The 23497-nt window shown below is 49.5% G+C and carries 19 protein-coding genes; 14 read left to right on the forward strand and 5 right to left on the reverse strand.

The window, feature by feature from the left end; genetic code table 11:
* The first annotated feature begins 18 nt into the window (after nt 1-18).
* The 4 genes from prpC (at nt 19) to BFC17_RS19830 (ending at nt 5600) form a co-directional block, all read left to right on the forward strand.
* The gene (gene prpC / locus BFC17_RS19815; protein WP_070178247.1) at nt 19-1149 is read left to right on the forward strand and encodes a bifunctional 2-methylcitrate synthase/citrate synthase; all 1131 of its coding nucleotides are present in this window, start codon (nt 19-21) and stop codon (nt 1147-1149) included.
* A gap of 60 nt (nt 1150-1209) precedes the next feature.
* Nucleotides 1210-3798 (forward strand): Fe/S-dependent 2-methylisocitrate dehydratase AcnD, encoded by a 2589-nt coding sequence (acnD, locus tag BFC17_RS19820; RefSeq protein WP_070178248.1) that lies wholly within the window; start codon nt 1210-1212, stop codon nt 3796-3798.
* Nucleotides 3799-3859: 61 nt separating this feature from the next.
* On the forward strand, nt 3860-5038 hold the full coding sequence (gene prpF, locus BFC17_RS19825) for a 2-methylaconitate cis-trans isomerase PrpF (protein WP_070178249.1): 1179 nt from the start codon (nt 3860-3862) through the stop codon (nt 5036-5038).
* A 142-nt stretch (nt 5039-5180) separates the two neighbouring features.
* Nucleotides 5181-5600: a hypothetical protein gene (locus BFC17_RS19830; RefSeq protein WP_070178250.1), complete on the forward strand. Its 420-nt coding sequence runs from the start codon at nt 5181-5183 to the stop codon at nt 5598-5600.
* Here BFC17_RS19830 and BFC17_RS19835 read toward each other — a convergent pair.
* Together BFC17_RS19835 and arcB are read right to left on the reverse strand one after the other, a co-directional pair.
* Nucleotides 5597-6031, reverse strand: a complete 435-nt coding sequence (locus BFC17_RS19835) for a hypothetical protein (RefSeq protein ID WP_070178251.1) — start codon at nt 6029-6031, stop codon at nt 5597-5599. The genes BFC17_RS19830 and BFC17_RS19835 overlap by 4 nt on opposite strands.
* A 45-nt stretch (nt 6032-6076) precedes the next feature.
* Nucleotides 6077-8437 carry an aerobic respiration two-component sensor histidine kinase ArcB gene (gene arcB / locus BFC17_RS19840; protein WP_070178252.1) on the reverse strand — a complete coding sequence of 787 codons (2361 nt, stop codon included), beginning with the start codon at nt 8435-8437 and terminating at the stop codon, nt 6077-6079.
* 676 nt (nt 8438-9113) lie between these two features.
* Here arcB and gltB point away from each other — a divergent pair.
* From gltB to BFC17_RS19860, 4 genes are all read left to right on the forward strand, one after another.
* Nucleotides 9114-13580, forward strand: coding sequence for a glutamate synthase large subunit (gene gltB, locus BFC17_RS19845; protein WP_070178253.1), 4467 nt, complete (start codon nt 9114-9116; stop codon nt 13578-13580).
* Nucleotides 13581-13591: 11 nt separating this feature from the next.
* Nucleotides 13592-15007: an FAD-dependent oxidoreductase gene (locus BFC17_RS19850; protein ID WP_070178254.1), complete on the forward strand. Its 1416-nt coding sequence runs from the start codon at nt 13592-13594 to the stop codon at nt 15005-15007.
* Between the two features lie 171 nt (nt 15008-15178).
* Entirely contained in the window at nt 15179-15604 is a 426-nt protein-coding gene (locus BFC17_RS19855) for a hypothetical protein (protein WP_070178255.1), read from the forward strand.
* A gap of 131 nt (nt 15605-15735) precedes the next feature.
* Nucleotides 15736-16335 carry a DUF2726 domain-containing protein gene (locus BFC17_RS19860; protein WP_070178256.1) on the forward strand — a complete coding sequence of 200 codons (600 nt, stop codon included), beginning with the start codon at nt 15736-15738 and terminating at the stop codon, nt 16333-16335.
* Between the two features lie 53 nt (nt 16336-16388).
* Here the strand turns inward: BFC17_RS19860 and BFC17_RS19865 are convergent, their stop codons facing one another.
* Together BFC17_RS19865 and BFC17_RS19870 are read right to left on the reverse strand one after the other, a co-directional pair.
* Entirely contained in the window at nt 16389-16829 is a 441-nt protein-coding gene (locus BFC17_RS19865; RefSeq protein WP_070178257.1) for a hypothetical protein, read from the reverse strand.
* Nucleotides 16829-18031, reverse strand: a complete 1203-nt coding sequence (locus BFC17_RS19870; RefSeq protein ID WP_070178258.1) for a porin — start codon at nt 18029-18031, stop codon at nt 16829-16831. The genes BFC17_RS19865 and BFC17_RS19870 overlap by 1 nt, the downstream gene beginning before the upstream one ends.
* A gap of 193 nt (nt 18032-18224) precedes the next feature.
* Between BFC17_RS19870 and BFC17_RS19875 the strand changes: the two genes are divergently transcribed.
* The 6 genes from BFC17_RS19875 (at nt 18225) to BFC17_RS19900 (ending at nt 22163) form a co-directional block, all read left to right on the forward strand.
* Complete coding sequence (locus BFC17_RS19875; protein ID WP_070178259.1) at nt 18225-18944, forward strand: 5'-methylthioadenosine/adenosylhomocysteine nucleosidase; 720 nt, start codon at nt 18225-18227, stop codon at nt 18942-18944.
* A gap of 16 nt (nt 18945-18960) precedes the next feature.
* The gene (locus BFC17_RS19880; protein ID WP_070178260.1) at nt 18961-19914 is read left to right on the forward strand and encodes a cobalamin biosynthesis protein CobD/CbiB; all 954 of its coding nucleotides are present in this window, start codon (nt 18961-18963) and stop codon (nt 19912-19914) included.
* Nucleotides 19911-20738 carry a cobalamin-binding protein gene (locus BFC17_RS19885; RefSeq protein WP_070178261.1) on the forward strand — a complete coding sequence of 276 codons (828 nt, stop codon included), beginning with the start codon at nt 19911-19913 and terminating at the stop codon, nt 20736-20738. The genes BFC17_RS19880 and BFC17_RS19885 overlap by 4 nt, the downstream gene beginning before the upstream one ends.
* A complete protein-coding gene (locus BFC17_RS19890; protein ID WP_083271863.1) occupies nt 20735-21124 on the forward strand; it encodes a rhodanese-like domain-containing protein in 390 nt (129 codons plus the stop codon). The genes BFC17_RS19885 and BFC17_RS19890 overlap by 4 nt, the downstream gene beginning before the upstream one ends.
* Before the next feature lie 75 nt (nt 21125-21199).
* Nucleotides 21200-21595, forward strand: coding sequence for a DUF2721 domain-containing protein (locus BFC17_RS19895; RefSeq protein WP_070178262.1), 396 nt, complete (start codon nt 21200-21202; stop codon nt 21593-21595).
* Nucleotides 21576-22163, forward strand: a complete 588-nt coding sequence (locus BFC17_RS19900) for a GNAT family N-acetyltransferase (protein WP_229680986.1) — start codon at nt 21576-21578, stop codon at nt 22161-22163. The genes BFC17_RS19895 and BFC17_RS19900 overlap by 20 nt, the downstream gene beginning before the upstream one ends.
* Before the next feature lie 59 nt (nt 22164-22222).
* Here BFC17_RS19900 and tyrS read toward each other — a convergent pair whose 3' ends face one another.
* On the reverse strand, nt 22223-23422 hold the full coding sequence (gene tyrS / locus BFC17_RS19905; RefSeq protein ID WP_070178361.1) for a tyrosine--tRNA ligase: 1200 nt from the start codon (nt 23420-23422) through the stop codon (nt 22223-22225).
* Nucleotides 23423-23497 lie beyond the last annotated feature (75 nt).

Raw genomic sequence — 23497 nt, forward strand, 5'->3', positions numbered from 1 at the left:
TAAAGTAGGAGAAAAATGATGGCTAAAGGTAAAGTTCTCAGTGGTGCAGGCTTACGTGGTCAGGTAGCAGGTAAAACTGCATTATCTACCGTAGGTGTTTCAGGCTCAGGTTTAACCTATCGTGGTTACGACGTTAAGGATCTGGCCAACAACTGTCAGTTCGAAGAAGTGGCTTACCTGATTTTAAAAGGCAAACTGCCTAATCAGGCCGAACTGGATGCGTACAAAGCCAAGCTGAAAGGCATGCGCAGCCTGCCACAGGCACTGCTGGACGTACTGGAGCGTATCCCTGCTGATGCTCACCCGATGGACGTTATGCGTACCGGTTGTTCCATGCTGGGTAACCTGGAAATGGAAAACGACTTCAGCGAGCAAGGCGAAGTGACCGACCGTATGCTGGCCTGCTTCCCTAGTATCATCTGCTACTGGTATCGTTTCTCGCACGATAGCGTGCGCATCGACGTAGATACTGACGACGATTCTATCGGCGGACACTTCCTGCACCTGCTGCGTGGCGAAAAGCCAAACGCGCTGCACGAACAGGTTATGCACGTATCATTAATTCTGTATGCAGAGCACGAATTTAATGCCTCTACCTTTACCGCTCGCGTGTGTGCTTCAACCTTATCTGATATGCACTCTTGTATTACCGGTGCAATTGGTTCACTGCGTGGTCCTCTGCACGGTGGTGCTAACGAAGCGGCCATGGAGCTGATTGAAAACTTTACCTCGCCTGAGCATGCCGAAGCAGAGATGATGGGCAAACTGGAACGTAAAGAGAAAATCATGGGCTTCGGTCACGCGATTTACTCTGAGTCTGACCCGCGTAACGAAATTATCAAAGGCTGGTCAGAAAAACTGGCTGCTGATGTGGGCGATACTGTGCTGTATCCGGTTTCCGTACGCTGTGAAGAAGTAATGTGGCGCGAGAAGAAACTGTTCTGTAATGCCGACTTCTTCCATGCCTCGGCCTATCACTTTATGGGTATTCCAACCAAGCTGTTTACGCCAATCTTCGTGATGTCACGTCTGACTGGCTGGGCTGCTCACGTAATGGAACAACGCGCTGACAACCGCATCATTCGTCCATCTGCAGACTACACCGGCGAAGATCTGCGTCCGGTTCCAACGATTGCAGACCGCGCATAAATCCTTATGGCCGCTGCGTGACCGTCGCAGCGGCCCCCTTGCTACGCTTTAGGATACGCCATGAATACCGAATACCGTAAAAGCCTGACAGGCACCAAATTAGATTACTTCGACGCCCGTGAAGCAGTTGATGCCATCAAGCCGGGTGCCTTTGATACCCTGCCCTACACCTCGCGAGTGCATGCTGAAAACCTGGTTCGCCGTTGCCCACCGGATCAGTTAAAAGATTCATTAATCCAGTTAATCGAGCGCAAACGCGACCTCGATTTCCCGTGGTTCCCGGCCCGCGTAGTTTGTCACGATATTCTGGGACAAACCGCACTAGTAGACCTTGCCGGTCTGCGTGACGCCATCGCCGAAAAAGGCGGCGATCCATCGAAAGTGAACCCGGTAGTGCCTACGCAGTTGATCGTGGATCACTCTCTGGCCGTTGAACACGCCGGTTTTGAAGAAGACGCCTTCGAGAAAAACCGCGCCATTGAAGATCGTCGTAACGACGACCGCTTCCACTTTATTAACTGGACCAAAACTGCCTTTAAAAATGTTGACGTAATCCCACCGGGTAACGGCATCATGCACCAGATTAACCTGGAAAAAATGTCGCCTGTTGTGCACGCGAAAGACGGCGTTGCCTTCCCGGATACCCTGGTCGGTACCGATAGCCACACACCTCACGTTGATGCCTTAGGTGTTATCGCTGTTGGTGTAGGCGGCCTTGAAGCTGAAAGCGTTATGCTGGGCCGCGCGTCGTATATGCGTTTGCCTAACATTGTTGGTGTTGAATTGACCGGTAAACCACAACCGGGTATTACCGCTACCGATATCGTACTGGCGCTGACCGAGTTCCTGCGTAAAGAACGCGTAGTTTCTGCCTATCTTGAATTCTACGGTGAAGGGGCTGCCCACTTAACCTTAGGTGACCGTGCGACTATCTCTAACATGACACCAGAATACGGTGCCACTGCGGCGATGTTCTACATCGATGATCAAACGCTGGATTACCTGCGTTTAACCGGTCGTACTGCAGAGCAGGTAGAACTGGTTGAAACCTACGCCAAACAAGCCGGTTTATGGGCTGATACCCTGACCAAAGCCGAATACGAGCGTGTACTGACCTTCGATTTATCCAGCGTCGGACGCAACATGGCTGGCCCGTCTAACCCGCACGCTCGTCTTGCCACCAGCGATCTGGCTGCGCGCGGTATTGCCGGTAAGTGGGAAGAGCAGGAAGGTTTAATGCCTGACGGCGCGGTAATCATCGCGGCGATCACCAGCTGTACCAACACCAGTAACCCTCGTAACGTGGTAGCTGCTGGCCTGCTGGCCCGTAACGCAAATGCCAAAGGTCTGGTGCGTAAGCCATGGGTTAAAACCTCACTTGCTCCGGGATCTAAAGTGGTCAAGATGTACCTTGAAGAAGCTAACCTGTTACCCGAACTGGAACAGTTAGGTTTTGGCGTTGTCGCCTTTGCCTGTACTACCTGTAACGGTATGAGTGGTGCCTTGGATCCGAAGATCCAACAGGAAATCATCGACCGTGATCTGTACGCTACAGCCGTCCTTTCCGGCAACCGTAACTTCGATGGTCGTATCCACCCTTATGCTAAACAAGCATTCCTGGCTTCTCCGCCACTGGTAGTCGCCTACGCCATTGCCGGTACGGTACGTTTTGATATCGAAAAAGACGTATTGGGTTACGATGCAGACGGTGAACCAGTCACGCTGAAAGATATCTGGCCAACCGATGAAGAAATCGATGCGGTGGTGAAAGCCTCGGTAAAACCAGAACAGTTCAACAAGGTGTACGAGCCAATGTTTGATCTGTCGGTAGATTACGGTGATGACATTGACCCGCTGTATAACTGGCGTGAAATGAGCACCTATATCCGTCGCCCGCCCTACTGGGAAGGCGCACTGGCCGCTGAGCGTACCTTAAAAGGCATGCGTCCGCTGGCGATATTACCTGACAATATCACTACCGATCACTTGTCACCGTCTAACGCTATTCTGGCCTCCAGTGCCGCCGGTGAATACCTGGCGAAAATGGGACTGCCGGAAGAAGACTTTAACTCCTACGCGACCCACCGCGGCGATCACTTAACCGCGCAGCGCGCTACGCTGGCCAACCCTAAACTGTTTAACGAAATGGTGCTGGAACACGGTGAAGTGAAACAAGGCTCACTGGCCCGTATTGAGCCAGAAGGCAAAGTGACCCGCATGTGGGAGGCCATTGAAACCTACATGGAACGCAAGCAGCCGCTGATTATTGTTGCCGGTGCTGACTATGGTCAGGGTTCTTCCCGTGACTGGGCGGCCAAAGGCGTTCGTTTAGCCGGGGTTGAAGCGATTGTCGCCGAAGGCTTTGAGCGTATTCACCGCACCAACCTGATTGGTATGGGTGTATTACCGCTGGAGTTTAAGGAAGGCACTAACCGTAAAACTCTGGCACTGGACGGTACCGAAACTTACGACGTGATTGGCGAACACACGCCTGGCGCAACCTTAACCTTAGTGATTCATCGTGCTAACGGTGAGAGCATTGAGGTGCCGGTAACCAGTCGTTTAGATACCGCTGAAGAAGTGTCTATCTATGCCGCTGGCGGTGTGTTGCAACGTTTTGCCCAGGACTTCCTGGAAGGCAACGCGTAACAAACACGTTAACAATCCTGTTGAGGGCTTCGGCCCTCACTGTATTCTACGAGAGAGACTCATGGCTTTTGCACCACAAATAAAAATTCCCGCGACCTATATGCGTGGCGGTACCAGTAAAGGCGTCTTTTTTAATCTGGCTGATTTGCCTGACGCGGCCAAACAACCGGGCGCATACCGTGATGCCATGTTGCTGCGCGTGATTGGCAGCCCGGACCCCTACGGTAAACAAACCGATGGTATGGGCGGCGCCACGTCCAGTACCAGTAAAACGGTTATCTTGAGTAAAAGTGAACGTGAAGGTTACGATGTGGACTACCTGTTTGGTCAGGTCTCTATCGATAAAGCCTTTGTCGACTGGAGCGGAAACTGCGGTAACTTAACCGCAGCCGTGGGCGCTTTTGCCGTGAATAATGGCCTGGTTGATGCTGAGCGTATTCCACAAAACGGTGTAGTAATGGTGCGCGTGTGGCAGGTTAACATCAGCAAGGCGATTAACGTACACGTGCCAATTACCAACGGTGAAGTACAGGAAACCGGTGATTTTGAACTGGACGGCGTAACCTTCCCGGCCGCCGAAGTAAAAGTAGAATTTATGGATCCCGCCGATGGCGAGGGCGATATGTTCCCTACCGGTAACCTGGTAGACGATCTTGAAACACCGGAATTCGGTACACTGAAAGCCACCATGATCAACGCTGGTATTCCAACCATTTTTGTTAATGCAGCGGATATTGGCTACACCGGCACCGAATTACAGGACGACATTAACTCTGACCCGGTAGCGCTGGCTAAATTTGAATCCTTACGCGCTCACGGCGCCGTAAAAATGGGCTTAATCAGTGATATCAGCGAAGCCGCTGGCCGTCAGCATACCCCTAAAATTGCCTTTGTTGCGCCGCCTAAAGAGTACACGTCATCCAGCGGTAAGGTGATTGAAATCGACGATATCGATGTACTGGTTCGCGCTTTATCGATGGGTAAACTCCACCACGCCATGATGGGTACGGCCGCCGTAGCCATTGCTACCGCAGCGGCTATTCCCGGCACGCTGGTAAATGATGCTGCCGGCGGTGTAGACCGTTCCAGTGTGGTTTTTGGCCATCCTTCCGGCACATTAGGTGTTGGCGCTGAAGCGGCATTAATTGATGACAAGTGGACTGCCACCAAAGCCGTTATGAGTCGTTCAGCCCGCATATTAATGGAAGGACGGGTGCATATTCCTGAGCCTCAGGTGTAATACCTTTTTCTCTGGGTGGCCAGCTACTATTGGGCATGGGCTGGTCACCCCTTTTCTCTTTTCTCTTTCATTGACCTTTGCAATCTGTCTGCTTACGGCGCACAATGGAATTTCTCCAATATTCTTACCTGAGAATGGACGAATGGCAGGTAAATTTAAAAAACACGGTTCGCTTAGTGTTGCCATTGACGGCAGAATGGTTGTGTTGGATGGAGAAGGTCCGTGGAACGCGGAATCCTTACATTTAACCGATGACAGCATCATGCAGAATCTGCGTGCTATGTATGGTTCGCCATGGGGTGTGCTGGCCTTTTTTCGTGGCGAGGCGGTCTATGTGCCCGAAGCTTTTGCCCTGTTGCGCAAACAAATCAAAAAAGAAGTCAGCCTTGGGCGGGTTGCCACCGCTGTGGTCTTTGAAAAGGTTAATTCACCGCTTCTTTCCAGACATCAGTTTACTGCTATCTACGAGGTCGCGGGACATGAAGTGGCCTTTTTTGATAACGGCGAGGATGCCAGAAGCTGGCTCAAATCGTTAATTACCACACAGCAACAACAGGCCTAAAAGCGATAGCCTATGGATGCCAGAGGCGACCATTCCTCACCATCATAGATATAACTGGCGCCAATCACGATACCGGGCTTATTCTTGCCGGCAAAGAATACCTTTAAGCCGGCAGAGCCACCAAAGTCGTGTTCAAGATCGTCATTATATGCGTTGTGGGTTGTAGACATACCAGCATAGCCAGTGACCGCGATATATTTATTAAAGAACAGGTTCAAACCAGAACCACCGCGAAAAGAACCACCGGATTCAGAGGAGCCATCAAACCCCGCCGCCACAAAGAGCTCAAGCGGCTCCAGGGGCGTTTGCCAGCTAAACTGGGAGCCGATGATGCCATACTCCCAACCCACACCAACTTCCGCTTTGAGGGGACTGGCAGCTTGTGCGCAAGCCACCGGCAGCAGTAATAAAAATCCTGATATTCGTTTCATTTGCGTCCTTGCTCCTGCTCTGCACTATGCTCTGTTGCTGTTACATTAATCGTCTATAGTTTGCTCTTTTAACCAGTCGTGCAGCTTTTCCATATCGTGGGGTACGGCCATTTGCAGTTCTTCTACCCAGTCGTGCACGTTTTGCCACCACGCCGGATGATCGCCTTGCTGGATCTGATTAGCTATACGCTGCACCCGGGCCAGGCCAACAGAACTTGCAGCCCCTTTTATTTTGTGGGCCTGAGCGCATACTTCCGATTTTTCATCGGCACTCAGGCTTAGTTGCAGGATTTCCATATATTCCGGCATTTTTTCCTGGAAGACCTTAACACTGGCGCGAACCATGTCTTCACCGATGGTATCCACCAGCATTTGCAGCAATTCCATATCCAGAATATTGGTTAGCAGCTTGCTGCTGTCGAGCTTCTTACGCGGCGGTGTCTCTGGTGTGGGCTGATCTAATTCAGACTCAGCAAACAGCAGATTTAACACTTCCACTACACGGCTCTTCTTAACAGGTTTAGCAATAACGTCGTCCATACCATTTTGCAGATATTCTTCACGTTTTTTAATCACATTCGCCGTTAGCGCCACAATAGGCGTTTGCATAACGAGATCTTCTTCGATAATCGTCGCTGCAACATCAAAGCCCGTCATATCCGGTAACTGGATATCCAGAAGGATAAGGTCGTAGGTGGTCGCTCGCACTTTGTCTATCGCTTCCTGACCCGTCATTGCCACATCAACATGCTGCCCCAGTTTTTCCAGTAATGCCTTGGCCACCATAACATTCAGTTCAATGTCTTCAACCAGCAGAATATTCAGGCCGGTCACCTGTAACTGGGCCACCTGCATCGGACGACTGGAGATTTGCAACGGCAACTCAACAATAAAGCGGGTGCCTTTACCCTGCTCACTTTCAACTCGAATTTCACCGTGCATCAAATCGACCATTTGTTTACAGATCGCCAGCCCGATGCCTGTCCCCGTTGCCGACTGATGGTCAGGGTGATCCACCTGATAGTACATAGCAAAAATTTTGTCTATTTCGCTTTCTGGTATTCCTACGCCAGTATCTTCTATCACGTAGGTAACCATCGAAATATCATTGTTGGGGCGAGTGGCTGAGACCGTTAGTGATACATGACCTTTCTGAGTAAACTTAACCGCGTTAAACAGGATGTTCCACAGAATTTGACGCAAGCGGGTGCCATCAACCTCAACCTGTTTGGGCAGCGGTTCGACAATATTGGTTATCAGTTCCAACGATTTGTCTTTGGCCAGTAAGCGAATAATGGAACTGAGTTCTTCGGTGAAGTCGCGCAGGGAAACCGTTTTAAGCGATAATTCCAGCTTATCGCGGTCGAGCTTGTCCAGGTCAATAATATCGTTGAAGATATTCCCCAGCGTAATGGCGCTGGCATAAATCGTACTCACCCAGCTCCACTGTTCTTCATTTAACTCGGTATCACGGAGCATGCGGCTCAGGCCAACGATACCGTTTAGCGGGGTACGTAACTCGTGACTGATGGTAGCAATAAAGCGGGTTTTGTCGGTGCTGGCTTTGGCTGCCGCATTCTCCGCCTGCTTGCGCTCAGTCATATCACGGCCAAAGGCTAACAGTCCCAGGCGGGTGCCGTCCTGGTCAAAAAACGGTACCTTGCGCATTTCGAAATAGCGGCGTCGGCCATCGGCAAAGCGTAACCACAGCTCGTCAGTAATACTTGCATTCGCTTCCAGTACTTCATGATCGCTGGCTACCACCTGGCGAGCCAGATCTTCTTCATAAACATCATGGGGCGTTAAACCCAGTAGTTCTTTTTCGGTCTTGCCGGTCATCTGCTCTGCCACCCGGTTACATCCGGCGAAACGGCCTTCTTCGTTACGGTAGTAAATTAAATCCGGTGAGGCGTCGATAATGGAACGTAATAATGTGGACAGACGACGGGCCTGGGCTTCCTTCTCGGATTTGTCCTGGATTTCTTTTTCCAGTTCTTTGAACACCGTTTCCCGTTCTTCCTGAGCGAACTTTCTTTGCTCTATTTCATGATTGAGTTGGCGAATGTTGCTTTGCAATTCACGATTCAGAAACACATCTTCTTCGCGCAGATGTTCCAACTGACTCACCACTTCTTTCAGATTCGTCCGCGAATGCTCCAACTGCTTGACCAGTTCACTAAAGAAGTACAACACCCAGGGCGCTGACAGCATGGTCAGAATCACCGGGCTGATGAAATCATCCGGTTTAATGTCACTGCCTAAACTCAGACGAATGACATAAGAGCCACCCACCGTAAATGCCAGCGTTAACAAAACAAATAACACACTTAGTTTTAGCGTACCGAAGCGCTCTACAAACTGAGCAAAACGTATCGCCCAGGAATCGTACGGAGTTTCTTGATGCATAACCGAATAACTTCATTGTTTAGTGGCGCTATCCTATCAGGTAACTCACCTGTTCGGCTAGCAATAGGCGTACTCCATTAAGCAGGTTTTAACGGCTTTTTTTGCTCTAAACACCCCTAAATAGCGTAAAATAGGAACCAAAATCAAAAATTGTTGTGTATTTATACAAGCCGAATGCGGTATTCTATCAACAATCTCCGTGCTCTGACCCTGGCCTGATTTAATATAATCATTCAAAGCAGACGCAGCCTACTGGGTATTTACCCAACAAAAACGACTATTTATGCAACTTAAGTTGAATAATATTGAGTCTGAGCACTTGTTTATTTTAATTGTCTGGTGTTTTTTTCCTTTTTTTTTCACAACCCGACATTAAAGCAAGCCATTGTTTTTATTTGAAATAATGGATTGTATACGATTTAGCTCGACCCGTTTCTCACATTCCGATTGATTTTAATGATCAATATCGGTATTTTGTACGGCCCGCTAAGCAATAGTGCATAAAAATGCGGTATATGACTGGTATCCACTAATAATAATTAACGACAAACTGGCGCAGACTGATTTTCTTCTATAATTCAGTCTATTACGTGCTTTTATGCCGCTGTTTAAAGCCACTTCTGGCAAACAACGCAGCGCACACCTTGCCCAGTCAAAGGTTTAAGGAGTTAAGAGAATGAGTTTATATAATCCCAACGATTCACGGGATAACTGTGGATTTGGTTTGATTGCCCACATCGAAGGTGAAGCCAGTCATAAACTGGTGACCACTGCTATTGAAGGGCTTGACCGCATGCAACACCGTGGCGGTATTGCCGCAGACGGTAAAACCGGTGATGGTTGTGGTCTGCTATTACAAAAGCCTGATGCCTTTTTCCGCAAGGTTGCCGACGAGCATGGCTGGAAGCTCAGCAAAAAATATGCTGTAGGTATGATTTTCCTTAATCAGGACGAAACGCTGGCGCAAGCTGCGCGGGAAGTCGTTAATGAAGAGCTGCAAAAAGAAACCCTGGATGTTGTGGGCTGGCGTGAAGTGCCAGTTAACCATGAAGTACTGGGTGAACTGGCGTTAACCGGTGTTCCGCAAATTGAGCAGGTGTTTGTTAATTGTCCGGCGGGCTGGCGTAAGCGCGACTTAGAACGCCGCCTTTTTATGGTGCGTCGTCGCGTCGAAAAACGTCTTGAAGAAGATAAAGACTTCTATATTGCCTGCTTATCTGGCCTGGTAACTATTTATAAAGGTCTGGTAATGCCTAAAGACTTGCCTGCCTTTTATAAAGATCTGGCAGACGAGAATCTGAAGAGCAGCATCTGCGTATTCCACCAGCGCTTCTCTACCAATACCCTGCCAAAATGGCCACTGGCACAGCCGTTCCGCTATTTAGCGCACAACGGTGAAATTAACACCATTAAAGGCAACCGTGACTGGGCAATGGCCCGCACCGGTAAATTCGCTACGCCACTGATCCCGGATCTGAAAGATGCTGCGCCTTTTGTTAACACCGAAGGCTCTGACTCATCGTCACTGGATAACATGCTGGAACTGTTCCTGGCCGGTGGTATGGACTTATTCCGCGCCATGCGTTTATTAGTGCCACCAGCGTATCAGAACAATGACACCATGGATCCTAAGCTGCGTGCTTTCTACGAGTTTAACTCCATGCACATGGAGCCATGGGATGGTCCGGCTGGTATCGTAATGACCAATGGTCGTCACGTTGCCTGTAACCTGGACCGTAACGGTCTGCGTCCGGCGCGTTACGTGCTGACTAAAAATGGCTTTATTACCCTGGCATCAGAAATTGGTATCTGGGATTACGAACCCGAAGACGTGGTAGAAAAAGGCCGCGTTGGTCCGGGTGAAATGCTGGCTGTTGATACTTACAACGGTAAAATCTGGCGTTCAACCGAAATTGATGATGAGTTGAAAGACCGTCATCCCTACCATGAGTGGATTGAGAAAAACATCCGTTCATTAACGCCGATTGAAAACATGGATGCCTCGCTGATTGGTCAGCGTGTGTTTGACGACGATACCATGGCGGTGTACCACAAACTGTTTAATTACAGTTATGAAGAAATCCACCAGGTTATTAAAGTACTGGGTAAGGATGGTCAGGAAGCCGTTGGCTCCATGGGTGACGATACCCCAATGGCCGTGCTGTCTTCCAAGCACCGCACCCTTTACGATTACTTCCGTCAGCAATTTGCGCAGGTAACTAACCCGCCAATCGATCCGCTGCGCGAAAATCACGTTATGTCACTGGCCACCTGTATTGGCCGCGAACAAAACGTGTTCAGCGAAACCAGTGGCTATGCTGACCGCGTACTGTTTAAGTCGCCGGTACTGATGTACACCGACTTAAAACAACTGCGTGAGTTTAATCCTGAGCATTACTATTCAGAAATTATTGACCTGCAATACTCCGCAGAAGAAGGCTTAAAGAAAGCCATTGAACGTGTTTGTCACGAGGTGGAATACCTTGTTAAACAAAAACGTGCCGCTTTTGTTGTGTTATCAGATCGTAATATCAAACCAAACAAACTGCCTATTCCAGCGGCTATGGCCGTAGGTGCCGTTCACCGTCGCCTGGTAGACCAGCAGCTGCGTTGTGACGCAAACATCGTGGTTGAGACCGCCTCAGCACGCGATCCGCATCACTTTGCTGTACTTATTGGCCTGGGTGCAACCGCGATTTATCCGTTCCTGGCCTATGAAACCATTGAACAGCTGTGTGAAAAAGGCGAGCTGGATGTTAGCGCCATGCAGGCTACGTTGAACTACCGTAAGGGTATCAACAAGGGTCTGTACAAAATCATGTCCAAAATGGGCATTAGCACCGTGGCCAGCTACCGTAGCTCCAAACTATTTGAAGCCATTGGTATCAGCAATGAAGTCATGGAAATCTGCTTTAAAGGCGTTACTTCACGTTTGCAGGGTGCTAATTTCGACGACTTCCAGCAAGACTCAGTTAATCTGTCTCGTGTTGCCTGGCTGAAACGTAAGAAGATGTCTCACGGCGGCCTGCTGAAGTATGTGCATGACGGTGAATATCACGCCTATAACCCGGATGTTGTTAAAACCCTGCAAACAGCGGTGGTGTCTGGCAACTACAGCGATTATCAGGAATACGCCAAACTGGTTAACGAACGTGCGCCATCGCATTTGCGTGACCTGATGAAAGTGAAAAACTTAGGCGACGCGATTGATATCAGCGACGTGGAATCAGCCGAAAGCCTGTATCCGCGTTTTGACACCGCTGCGATGTCTATCGGCGCACTGAGCCCGGAAGCCCATGAAGCTCTGGCTATTGCCATGAACCGTCTGGGTGGTCAGTCAAACTCAGGTGAAGGTGGTGAAGATCCAAAACGCTTTAATACCGAGAAGAACTCTAAGATTAAACAGGTTGCTTCTGGTCGTTTTGGTGTTACCCCACACTATCTGGTTAACGCTAGCGTTATTCAGATTAAAGTAGCCCAGGGCGCCAAGCCGGGCGAAGGTGGCCAGTTACCGGGTGACAAAGTCAATAAATATATCGCGCAGCTGCGTTTCTCGGTGCCAGGCGTAACCCTGATTTCACCACCGCCGCATCACGATATTTACTCTATCGAAGATTTAGCTCAGTTAATCTTTGACCTGAAACAAGTGAACCCAACCGCACTTATTTCGGTAAAACTGGTTTCTGAGCCAGGTGTAGGCACCATTGCAACCGGTGTTGCTAAAGCCTATGCCGACCTTATTACTATTTCTGGTTATGACGGTGGTACTGGTGCAAGTCCGCTGACATCAGTGAAGTATGCTGGTAGCCCGTTTGAACTGGGTCTGTCAGAAACTCAACAGGCGCTGGTCGAAAACGGTCTGCGTCACAAAGTCCGGGTGCAGACAGACGGTGGTTTAAAAACCGGTCTGGATGTGGTTAAAGCGGGTATCTTAGGTGCTGAAAGCTTTGGTTTTGGTACTGGCCCTATGGTGGCATTAGGCTGTAAATACCTGCGTATTTGTCACCTCAACAACTGCGCCACCGGTGTAGCTACCCAGGATGACAAACTGCGTAGTGACCACTTTATTGGTCTGCCAGAAATGGTGATGAACTACTTTAAGTTTGTGGCACAGGAAGTCCGTGAAATCATGGCTTCAATGGGCGTACGCAAGTTTGACGAACTAATAGGTCGTACCGAATTGCTGGAACTGCTGGACGGTCACACAGCCAAACAAAACCGTTTGGATCTGTCACCTATTCTGGCTAAGCCGGTAGCTGGTGAGCATACCCGTTTATTCTGTTCAGAAACCACTAACGCACCGTTAGATAAAGGTGTTCTGAACGCGAAGATGCTCAAAGATGCCAAAGAAGCGATTGTTAAAGGCTGCGGTATCAACTTAAGTTACCCAATCCGTAACACCGACCGTTCGGTAGGCGCTCTGGTGTCTGGTGAAATTGCCAAGCACTACGGTAACCATGATATGGAAGAAATGCCGATCATCGTTACTTTCAAAGGAACTGCCGGGCAGAGCTTTGGGGTATGGAATGCCGGTGGCCTGAACATGTATATCGAAGGCGACGCTAACGATTACGTGGGTAAAGGTATGACTGGCGGTAAGCTGGTTATTTACCCGCCACGCAATGCGCAATTTAACACTCACGAAAGTGCCATTATGGGTAACACCTGTTTGTATGGTGCCACTGGCGGTAAATTGTTTGCCGCAGGTCGTGCAGGTGAACGTTTTGGTGTGCGTAACTCTGGTGCCATCGCCGTCGTTGAAGGCGTGGGTGACAACGGTTGTGAATATATGACTGGCGGTATCGTTGCTGTGCTGGGTCCGGTAGGCATTAACTTTGGTGCGGGTATGACCGGCGGCTTTGCTTACCTTTACGATGAGCACGGCGATCTGGACAGACGCGTAAACCAGGAGTTGGTAGAAGTACTGGATATTGACGACAAAGTCATCCTGACCGAGCACTTACGTGGCCTGATCAACCAGCACTACGAAGAAACCGGCAGCCAGTTCTCACTGAGCTTGTTAACCGATTTTGCCAACTCAATGAAACGCTTTAAGCTGGTGAAACCAAAAACCAGTGATGTGAAAAATCTGTTGGGCCACATTAGTCGTTCCAGCGCGGAACTCCGCGTACAGGCGCAATAGAGGGGAAGATAATGGCTAAGAATGTTTATCAGTTTGTTGACGTAGAAAGGATAGATCCACCGAAGAAGCCGATTATGGATCGCAAAACCGGCTTTGCGGAAATTTATCACCCGTTAACCAATTCTCAGGCTGAAGGCCAGGCAGACCGCTGCCTGGACTGCGGTAACCCTTACTGTGAGTGGAAGTGCCCGGTGCATAACTACATTCCACAGTGGCTGGCACTGGCTAACGAAGGTAAGTTTATGGAAGCGGCTGAGTTATCTCACCAAACCAACAGCCTGCCTGAAGTATGTGGCCGTGTTTGCCCGCAGGATCGCCTGTGCGAAGGCTCGTGTACACTGAATGATGAGTTTGGTGCGGTGACCATCGGCTCAATCGAAAAGCACATTACCGACACCGCCTTTAAAATGGGCTGGCGTCCGGACATGAGCGGTGTTACCTGGACCGATAAAAAAGTTGCCATCGTTGGTGCCGGCCCGGCAGGTCTTGCCTGCGCGGATATTCTGGTACGTAACGGGGTTAAACCTGTAGTATTCGATAAATACGAAGAAATCGGTGGCCTGCTGACCTTTGGTATTCCGTCGTTCAAACTGGAAAAAGACGTTATTAAACTGCGTCGCGAAATCTTTACCGAAATGGGTGTTGAGTTTGTGCTGAACACCGAAATTGGCAAGGATATCCCGTTCCAGGATCTGATTGACCAGTACGATGCGGTGTTCCTGGGTATGGGTACCTACAAATACATGAAAGGCGGTTTCGACAACGAAGGCGCTGATGGTGTGATTGATGCCCTGCCATTCCTGATCTCTAACACTAACCGTGTAATGGGACTGGAAAAAGACGAAGCCGATTTCATCGACATGAAAGGCAAGAAGGTTGTCGTACTCGGTGGTGGTGATACTACCATGGACTGCGTACGCACTTCGATTCGTCAAAATGCAGAGCGCGTTACCTGTGCCTACCGTCGTGATGAGAAGAGCATGCCTGGTTCACGTCGTGAGGTGGTAAATGCCCGCGAGGAAGGCGTTGAATTTGAGTTTAACGTACAGCCGCTGGATATCGCTGTGGATGCGACCGGCAAAGCCGTTGGTGTTAAGATGGTCCGCACAGAAATGGGTGAGCCAGATGCAGCAGGTCGTCGTCGTCCGGTTGTCGTGGAAGGCTCTGAGTTCGTACTGGAGGCAGACGCAGTGATTATTGCTTTCGGTTTCCAGCCAAGCCCGGCTCCATGGTTTGCCGATTACGGCATCATCCTGGATGAAAAAGGCCGTGTACGCGCGCCGGCCAAAGGCCAGTTCGCTTACCAGACCTCAAACCCTAAAATCTTCGCTGGCGGCGATATGGTAAGAGGCAGTGATTTGGTCGTTACGGCTATCGATGAAGGCCGCAAGGCCGCCGATGGTATACTCGATTACATTGGCGCTTAATTGCCCCAAACGCAAAAAGCATTAAATGGAGCCTTTCGGCTCCATTTTTATTTAACCTGTCTGTAAATATACTTATTCACTTCAGTGGATACGTTAATCTGCCCCTTTACAATTGCTTAGCGGTCAGAGCTCTCCTATAGTAACTGTATGAATTAACTTAATCGTCAGACTATGAAATTTACGCCACGCAAACTGATACTGGTTACCAGCCTGATGGTCATGGCTTCGTCCTTTATGGCAACGGACTCGCTGGCCACGACCGCACCGGTCTCGCAACCGCAGATCAGCACCTGCCCTGACGATTTTTTTACCGTTAAGATCCATGAAGATGCCAAACAGTGTCAGCCATTTGACACTGAGCTACCGGCGTCTTTGATCTATTTTATCGGTCAGACACCAGATGCCATCGTGGCCTACTATCTTGCGCTTATGCCGGATTTATCGCTGAAAGGCGAGCACAATAAACGGGTTTTATTGGTCAACACTGCCCAGAATGTGCGGGTTGTGGTCTCACCGGATGGTGAAGGAGCCCAGGTTGATATTCTGGTATTACCGACAAAAGCCTCCGACTCACTGGCGGACATTACCAGCGAGTGACTACTTTGCGGTAGTCGATCGACTTTCTCACCTAACTGGCACCACCTTTGCAATTTCCTCAATAAGTTAAATCATCGTGCGAAACTGTCATTTTTTTGACGACTGCACGCTCTAATTTGTTGAGGAAGCGTATGGAACTTGCCATCATTTTGTTTATGTTACTGATAGTCGTTACTGTTGGTGCACTTAAACTGGCCGATCACGGTATGAGTTTTCCCTTTCGTAAAAAGCAACAGCTGTTTACCCAGGTAGAACACACCTTTATCAATTTACTCGAGCAGGCAGTTGGACGTGAGTTCAGAATTGTATCCAGAGTTCGCCTTAATGATTTACTGGCCGTGCGCGACAGCACCAATAAACGACAGGCTCGTCAGGCTTTGTTGCGTGCCGGCAGCAAACAGCTGGACTTTGTCCTCTGCCGTCGTGACGACATGACGCCCGTACTGGCTATCGATTTGGTCCATAAGCAGGGCAAAGAGGGTTACAAAACTCAGCGGGACTGGTTTGTATCCGGCGCTTTGGATGCAGCGGGGATCCCCCATGCGCGCTTTAAAGTGAAGTCCGGCTACTCGGTGGATGAAGTGCGCGAATGCGTGGAAACAAAACTGATCCCACTGCGTAAACAACAGGCAAAAATCGCCGCCAGTAAAATGAATCCCCCTTCGCCTTCGCGCCCGACCCGGCCAATCCGCTCCAGTCGACAGCCCGGCGGAGAGCAGGTTGCAGCATAGTAAAAACCAAAAACGGGGCTTTCAGCCTCGTTTTTGGTTGTTGATAAAACAGCCTAAAGTTTGTCGGTGGAATACACCACGGTCAGATGTGGCGGAATTTCGACATCTGCCGGTACATAAGCCACCGTACCTTTATTGCTGGAAACAAACGACAGTAACTCATCTACGGTACTCATTTGATCTGGCTCACGGGAACGACCGCTAAAGCGCATCTGAGACCAGTAGGACTGAATTCTGGCTTCGGTAAGGCCAATGATTTTGGTGTTAAATACCGCTCTGGTCAGCGTTTCCGGTGGCAAACTGACGGGCTTGAGTAATACATCACTGGCATTACCCATAAACAGATTTCTCACCGCAACCTTGTCGAGCTTGATTGCCGGATTATCTACGTTGGCAACCACTTTGATATCATACTGCTGAGCCAGGCTAGTTGCGCTGCCCAAGCTAAGTAATATTGCTGTTACTAGATGTCTGGAATGGGATAAAAATTTCATCAAAACACAAACTCCATAGCCAACTGGTACAGATTAGCGCTTTCATCAAAATCGCCCCGCCCCTCTCTGGGCTGAAAAGTCGAGATCCCTAATGCTCCTTTAAAATGGGTGACTTCAGCTTTAAAAGCAATGTTATAACTGGCATCCCAGCGAACCCCAAATGTCAGGCTCTGTAAATCAGACGCCTGAGTCTGAGCAAATATTGTCTGATAACCATAATACAGCTGATCCAGATCTGGCGAGAGACCAAAAGGAATATCGCTGGCAGCAGTGGAAGGATCAACAATCATATCAGCAAAAGTCAGGCTTACCGTTACTGGCTGAAACACCATGCCACCGCTCAGATAATAGCTGACGATATTAGGGGCCAGTACCGTATTGGACTGAATCTCCATCCATTCTGAGGCCAGGTTGTAGTCCAGTGAATCGTAGGCGACACCAAGCTGATAGATATCGAACTCTCCCTGCATCGTCAGGGAGTCTGCACTCTGATTAAAACCAAAGCTGCGCAGTAAGTCAGAAAATTGCGTAATTTCCTCAAGGTCCAGACTAAAATCCGCCATAATGTAGGATGCCCGGACCCGCAGGTTGCTGTTAAACATGCCGTTAAACACTATACCTGCCAGGTTATTGATGTCAGTAGGGTAACTGCGCTCCTGAAAGGTCGTGTCGCCATCGAATACGCCGTAGTAGCCTTCCACTGAGGCACTAAAATCGCCGAAGGAGAAACGACGGATCAGACTGACACCATCATACTGATTAAACAAAAAGGCGCTGTACAGTTGTTGCGGAGGAGAGATCCACGGATAGGCAAACCCCACATCGATAACGTCGCTGTACTGATAAAAAGGCGTTCGCATCCGGCCAGCTTTTACCTGCCACAATGGCGATGGCGCATAGCTCACGTACAGCCACTCCAGTCCGGAGTCACGCTCGTTACTGCTATGCGCCAGTAATTGTGCGGTAACAGTCAGATTATCAAGAAGGTGGTAGTCGGCCTGCAGGGCCAGAAGTGACTGCTCGGTAAAGGATACCTGGTTGGTGTAGGCTTCAAATTCGACATTCGGGTCGTCCAGATAGCCTGCCACTATGCGGCCAAAACCCGATATTTCCAGCTTGTCACTGGCCATAACAGCCGGTGAGAAGAGACTTACCGTCAGTAATGCGGCACCGGTAACACGTTTAAATAATGTATAAACCATAAATTTGAATACTAATTACATCAATAGGATAGACAGCAAAATTTATTAGCAGCCTGTTTTACTAACCTTTTGGCAATCATAGTGTACCAATACCCACATTCATATTACACTTTCAGGTATGTTTGTAAGCATAGTGCACGCTTCACCGTTACGCACTTGATCTCCGTTAAATAAATTGTACTAAAGGCTAAATATGAAGATTGGTATCCTCGGCGCTATGGATCAGGAAGTCGCCCTGTTAAAAGACACACTGGAAAATGTCAGTGAACAGCAGGTAGCGCATCTGACCTTTTACACTGGCACTTTGCACGGTATGGACGTGGTGTTAGTGAAATGCGGTATCGGTAAAGTTGCCGCCGCCGTTGCCACCACTCTGCTGATTACCGAATTTAAGCCCGATTATGTAGTAAATACTGGCTCGGCCGGCGGCTTTGATACCAGCCTGGAAATTGGTGATATTGTTATTGGCAACGGTGTACAGCATCATGATGTGGACATTACTCACTTTGGCTATGAGCTGGGACAATGCGTAGGCATGCCAACGGTATTTGAATGTGACGAGCAGTTAATTACTGCCGCAGAAGAAGCCGCAGCCACTGCCCTGCACGTAAAAACCATCCGCGGGTTAATCTGTACCGGCGACTCGTTTATTGGCACCGATGAAGCGGCCGCCAGTTTACGTGAGTCATTTGCCGCTATCAGCGCATCAGAAATGGAAGGCGCAGCCATTGCACAGGCCAGCTTTATGTTAGGCACGCCATTTTTGGTCATTCGCTCGCTGTCGGATATTGCCGGTAAAACGTCTACCGTATCATTTAACGCCTATCTGGAAACCGCAGCCAAAAACTCAGCGGAACTGGTAATGGGAATGATTCAGGCCCTAAGCCAGCGCACCTCAGGCACCGCGTCATAAACAAACCAGGCAAATAATGACGCAGTTGCAGCTACCGCCGGATATCAGCCTACGCCTTGTTATCGCGCTGTGCGTGATCCTGGTAGACAGGGTATGGCGAATTCCGGCCCAGGCTCATCCCTTAACCCTTTACCGCATGCTGGTAAACAACATGGCGGTCAAGGTGTGTCCCGATACAACTGCCCCGGTTTCACAGCATTACATCAGTGGTACGCTGGGCATTGTCGTACTGACTTTCCCTTTTATTGCGGTGTTGGCTTTTATGCTGGGGATGGCAGAATACCGCTGGTTCTTTGATAGTCTGATACTCTTTTGTACCCTTAACTTTTACCCTGTCAGGCGTCAGTTCAAACTGATTACCAACGCTCTGAGTGGCAGCAAAAAGTTACTGGCCCGTGAACAACTTAGTCCGCTGGTTGCCCGTCAGACAGCCTCCTTGTCAGATATCGGCATCGCCAAAGCCGCAATAGAAAGCTATTTGTTACGATTTTTGCAGCAGTTTATCGGCGTTATTTTTTGGTTTGTCATTGCCGGGCCTCTGGCTGCACTTACCTACCGCCTGTTACTTGAATTTCGTTGGCAGTGGCACCGGCTTGCCCCAGGCTTTAAACACTTTGCTTTGCCAGCCTACGGGCTTAGTCAGGTACTGATTTGGCTGCCCTACAGTACAGGCCTGGCCTTAATTATCCTGGCCACGTCCCCGGTAAAGGCATGTCGCGGCTTATTGGCCAGTCCATCGAAAGATTTCACGTCCCTGCTCCTGGCTACCTTTGGCTCTGGAATGAATATTCAGCTCGGCGGGCCGGCTATTTACCATGGTATTAAACGGCGTTACCATCGGGTTGGTAGCGCGCGCCAGGTCCGCCTGTCCGACCTCACCTATACGCTTCGGGCAATTAACCGAGCCACCTGGTTAACCTTAACTGGCTTAACCTTCGCACTGATTATTTGTTGGCAACTTAAACTATGACAAAATGGAAGTACCTGCTGCTGTGGGCTGTTTGCGCTGTATTCAGCCCAACCTCTGTGGCTGTGGAGCGCATTATTACCTTATCACCACACCTGACCGAATGGATTTACAGTCTGGGGCTTGAAGACAAACTGGTTGGCGTAAGTGCGTTTAGTGATTATCCCGCTGAGGCCAGTGAAAAACCGGTTGTTGCCGATTATCAGGGAGTGGATTTTACCGCCCTTATGGCGTTAGAGCCTGATTTAGTGCTGGCCTGGGGAGGCGGTAATAAACCCCAGGACATTACCCGCTTAAAGAGTCTGGGGATCCCGGTATTTATCTCTCAGCCTGACACCCTGGATGCCATTGCCAGTGAGATACTTGAGGTCGCCAGACTTGCCGGGGCCGACGAGCAGAGTCAGACACTGGTTCATCAGTACCGTACCCAGTTAGCAAAAATACAACAACAGTATCAGCACAAGCCGGTGGTAAAGGTGTTCTACTATATGTGGAGCCAACCGCTTATGACCATTGGTAAAGCCGCCTGGGCCAATAAGTTCCTAACCACCTGTGGGGCTCAATCCATCTTTAACGATTCACCCATCGATTACCCTCAGGTGTCAGTCAAACAGGTACTGCTCCGCCAGCCACAGCTGCTAGTGGCTGCCAGTGACCAGTCCATGCAAACCCTGGAAAATTTCTGGGCACCCCATCGTCCGGTTATCCAGGCCCCTTTAATCCAGGCCAATGTTAACGCCTTACACCGCTTTACACTGCGTATTGCCGATGCCATTGAAACGCTGTGTCATGACATCGATAGCTACCGTCAACAGGAGCAAAAATGAAACTGTCACTCAACCCGCTTCTGCTTATTTGCCTACTTTTACTGCCCGTCACTGCCGCTGCGCACAATGGCTTTACCGATATTGCGGTTAATGAGCTCCACCAAAACGGCTTTAACGGACTCATCATAGATGTGCGAAGCGCAACCGAATACGCAGAGGGTCATGTGCCAGGGGCGATAAACATTCCTTTTGATAAGCTTGATGCACACCTGGCAACCCTGGGCTCCATCAGCCAGCCAATGTTAGTGTATTGTCGTTCCGGGCGCCGGGCAGGGATAGCGCTGCAAAGCCTCGCTCAACTGGGTTATACGTCGCTTAGCCATCTCGATGGAGACATGCTGCAATGGCAGGCCAGTCAGCTGCCGGTGACGTCGTCACATGAGTAAAATAAAGCGCTCGTCATAGACACAACGGCTTATTAGCGGCATCATTACGCTCTTGTTGCTACTCGTTTTTTTGCTATGACTATTGATATCGCTACGCCGGCCATGTTGTTTCCGGCTATCTCACTATTACTGTTGGCTTATACTAACCGTTTTCTCACTCTCGCTTCCTTAATTCGCCATTTCGATAAAGGCGAAGACAGCGAAAGTACCCAGGCACAGATCAAAAACCTCAGAAAACGTATTCACTATATAAAACGCATGCAGGAAACCGGCGTATTCAGCTTTTTCCTGTGCGTATTGTCCATGCTGGCCATTTATCTGTCCTATCAGTTGGCGGGTAACTGGTTATTTGCCGCCAGCCTGGTATTTTTGCTCTACAGCCTGTGGCAGTCCGTACTGGAAATACGGATTTCGCTGGATGCACTGGATGTACATTTACAAGGAATGGATCTTGGACGCAAAAAGAAATAGCGCTGATATTACTTATACCGAACTGGCCCCGGCACATTTTGCTGATGTGCTCGAACTCGGCAACCGGGTGCAGGGTGAGGGCTACCTTAACCTTGATAATCTTACCGAGTATTATCATCGCGGTATAAAAGACGATATCAATGCTGGCATCGCGGCGTTCTATCAGGATAAGTTAGTCGGCTTCAGGCTCACTTTTGCCCAGGGCCAGTGGGATATTGACCAATGGGCGACACCGGCAGAATGGCAGGTACCCTCTGGCGAGGTCTGCTATTTCAAATGTAATACGGTGGACCCGGCAATGCAGGGTTATGGCATTGGTTCGACTCTACTGAATAAGGCCATTGATGCGGCCCGCCGCCAGGGAAGTTGTGCAGGCCTTGCGCATATCTGGCTGGCAAGTCCGGGTAACAGCGCCTACCGGTACTTTAGTAAAAATGGCGGTCGGCTGATAAAGAAACACCCCAACAAATGGCAGTATGCAGCACTGTACGAAGGCTATGATTGCCCCGTTTGTGATGCGTTGTGTGAATGCCTGGCGGCAGAAATGTTGCTGACTTTTGCCGGGTAGGACTTACAGAAGAGGCTGCGCTGCCAGTAGCAGCGCAGTTATATTGCTTTTTGTATAGCTTAAGCCAGCGTTACCCGGGCAAATTTGCGCTTACCAACCTGATAAACCTTTTCGCCTTTTTCGGTTAACACCAAACGAGTATCAGATACTTTCTCACCGTCGATTTTAACCGCGCCCTGCTTGATCATACGCATGGCGTCTGAGGTAGACCCAACCAGACCCGCTTCTTTCAGTAAGTTACCGATGGCCATTTCGCCGTCGGTCAGTTCAACAGTGACCTCTGGCATATCATCCGGGATCGCGTTTTTCTGGAAACGCTGGATAAAATCCTGATGCGCCGCCTCAGCATCTTCTTCGGAATGGAAACGCGCGATAATCTCTTTTGCCAGGGTGATTTTAATGTCGCGCGGGTTCGCGCCATCAGCCATTTGCTGTTTGAGAGCCGCAATTTCTTCCAGCGGTCGGAAACTCAGCAGATCATAGTAACGCCACATCAGCTCATCAGAAATCGACATGATTTTACCAAACATTTCGGTTGGTGCGTCGGTAATACCAATGTAGTTGTTCAGCGACTTCGACATTTTCTGCACGCCGTCGAGGCCTTCCAGTAATGGCATCATCAATACCACCTGTTGCGACTGTCCCTGCTCTTTTTGCAGCTCACGGCCCATCAACAGGTTAAACCGTTGGTCGGTACCGCCCAGCTCAACATCGGCTTTAAGCGCAACAGAATCCCAGCCCTGCACCAGCGGATACAGGAATTCATGGATCGCAATAGGCTGCTCATTAGCATAACGCTTTTTAAAATCATCCCGTTCCAGCATACGCGCAACGGTCTGACTCGCTGCCAGTTTGATCATGCCAGCCGCGCCCAGCTCGTTCATCCATTCAGAGTTAAAACGAATCTGGGTTTTTTCCGGGTCCAGGATCTTAAACACTTGTTGCTGATAGGTTTCAGCGTTAGCAAGTACTTGCTCTTTAGTTAGTGGTTTGCGGGTAACGTTTTTGCCGGTTGGATCGCCAATTAAACCGGTAAAATCCCCAATCAGGAATACCACATTGTGACCCAGTTGCTGGAAAGCGCGCATTTTATTGATCAAAACGGTGTGACCTAAATGCAAGTCAGGCGCCGTTGGATCGAAGCCGGCTTTAATGGTCAGGGGCTTACCTGACTTCAGTTTTTCAATTAGCGCGTCTTCGGGCAAAATTTCATCGGTACCCCGTTTAATTTCGGCCAGGGCGGCTTGCCAGTCACTCATTTTATTGGTTTCCATCTAACTTCATTCTGGGCGGGCATTTTACGCGCGCAAACCGCCTATTTAAACCCTTTATGT

The sequence above is a fragment of the Marisediminitalea lipolytica genome, from assembly GCF_001758465.1.
GTDB classification, from domain to species: Bacteria; Pseudomonadota; Gammaproteobacteria; order Enterobacterales; family Alteromonadaceae; genus Alteromonas; species Alteromonas lipolytica.

Excerpts from the sequence above, each read along its gene's own strand:
- prpC (WP_070178247.1), top strand. The coding sequence starts at position 19 with ATGGCTAAAGGTAAAGTTCTCAGTGGTGCAGGCTTACGTGGTCAGGTA.
- acnD (WP_070178248.1), top strand. The coding sequence starts at position 1,210 with ATGAATACCGAATACCGTAAAAGCCTGACAGGCACCAAATTAGATTAC.
- prpF (WP_070178249.1), top strand. The coding sequence starts at position 3,860 with ATGGCTTTTGCACCACAAATAAAAATTCCCGCGACCTATATGCGTGGC.
- BFC17_RS19830 (WP_070178250.1), top strand. The coding sequence starts at position 5,181 with ATGGCAGGTAAATTTAAAAAACACGGTTCGCTTAGTGTTGCCATTGAC.
- BFC17_RS19835 (WP_070178251.1), bottom strand. The coding sequence starts at position 6,031 with ATGAAACGAATATCAGGATTTTTATTACTGCTGCCGGTGGCTTGCGCA.
- arcB (WP_070178252.1), bottom strand. The coding sequence starts at position 8,437 with ATGCATCAAGAAACTCCGTACGATTCCTGGGCGATACGTTTTGCTCAG.
- gltB (WP_070178253.1), top strand. The coding sequence starts at position 9,114 with ATGAGTTTATATAATCCCAACGATTCACGGGATAACTGTGGATTTGGT.
- BFC17_RS19850 (WP_070178254.1), top strand. The coding sequence starts at position 13,592 with ATGGCTAAGAATGTTTATCAGTTTGTTGACGTAGAAAGGATAGATCCA.
- BFC17_RS19855 (WP_070178255.1), top strand. The coding sequence starts at position 15,179 with ATGAAATTTACGCCACGCAAACTGATACTGGTTACCAGCCTGATGGTC.
- BFC17_RS19860 (WP_070178256.1), top strand. The coding sequence starts at position 15,736 with ATGGAACTTGCCATCATTTTGTTTATGTTACTGATAGTCGTTACTGTT.
- BFC17_RS19865 (WP_070178257.1), bottom strand. The coding sequence starts at position 16,829 with ATGAAATTTTTATCCCATTCCAGACATCTAGTAACAGCAATATTACTT.
- BFC17_RS19870 (WP_070178258.1), bottom strand. The coding sequence starts at position 18,031 with ATGGTTTATACATTATTTAAACGTGTTACCGGTGCCGCATTACTGACG.
- BFC17_RS19875 (WP_070178259.1), top strand. The coding sequence starts at position 18,225 with ATGAAGATTGGTATCCTCGGCGCTATGGATCAGGAAGTCGCCCTGTTA.
- BFC17_RS19880 (WP_070178260.1), top strand. The coding sequence starts at position 18,961 with ATGACGCAGTTGCAGCTACCGCCGGATATCAGCCTACGCCTTGTTATC.
- BFC17_RS19885 (WP_070178261.1), top strand. The coding sequence starts at position 19,911 with ATGACAAAATGGAAGTACCTGCTGCTGTGGGCTGTTTGCGCTGTATTC.
- BFC17_RS19890 (WP_083271863.1), top strand. The coding sequence starts at position 20,735 with ATGAAACTGTCACTCAACCCGCTTCTGCTTATTTGCCTACTTTTACTG.
- BFC17_RS19895 (WP_070178262.1), top strand. The coding sequence starts at position 21,200 with ATGACTATTGATATCGCTACGCCGGCCATGTTGTTTCCGGCTATCTCA.
- tyrS (WP_070178361.1), bottom strand. The coding sequence starts at position 23,422 with ATGAGTGACTGGCAAGCCGCCCTGGCCGAAATTAAACGGGGTACCGAT.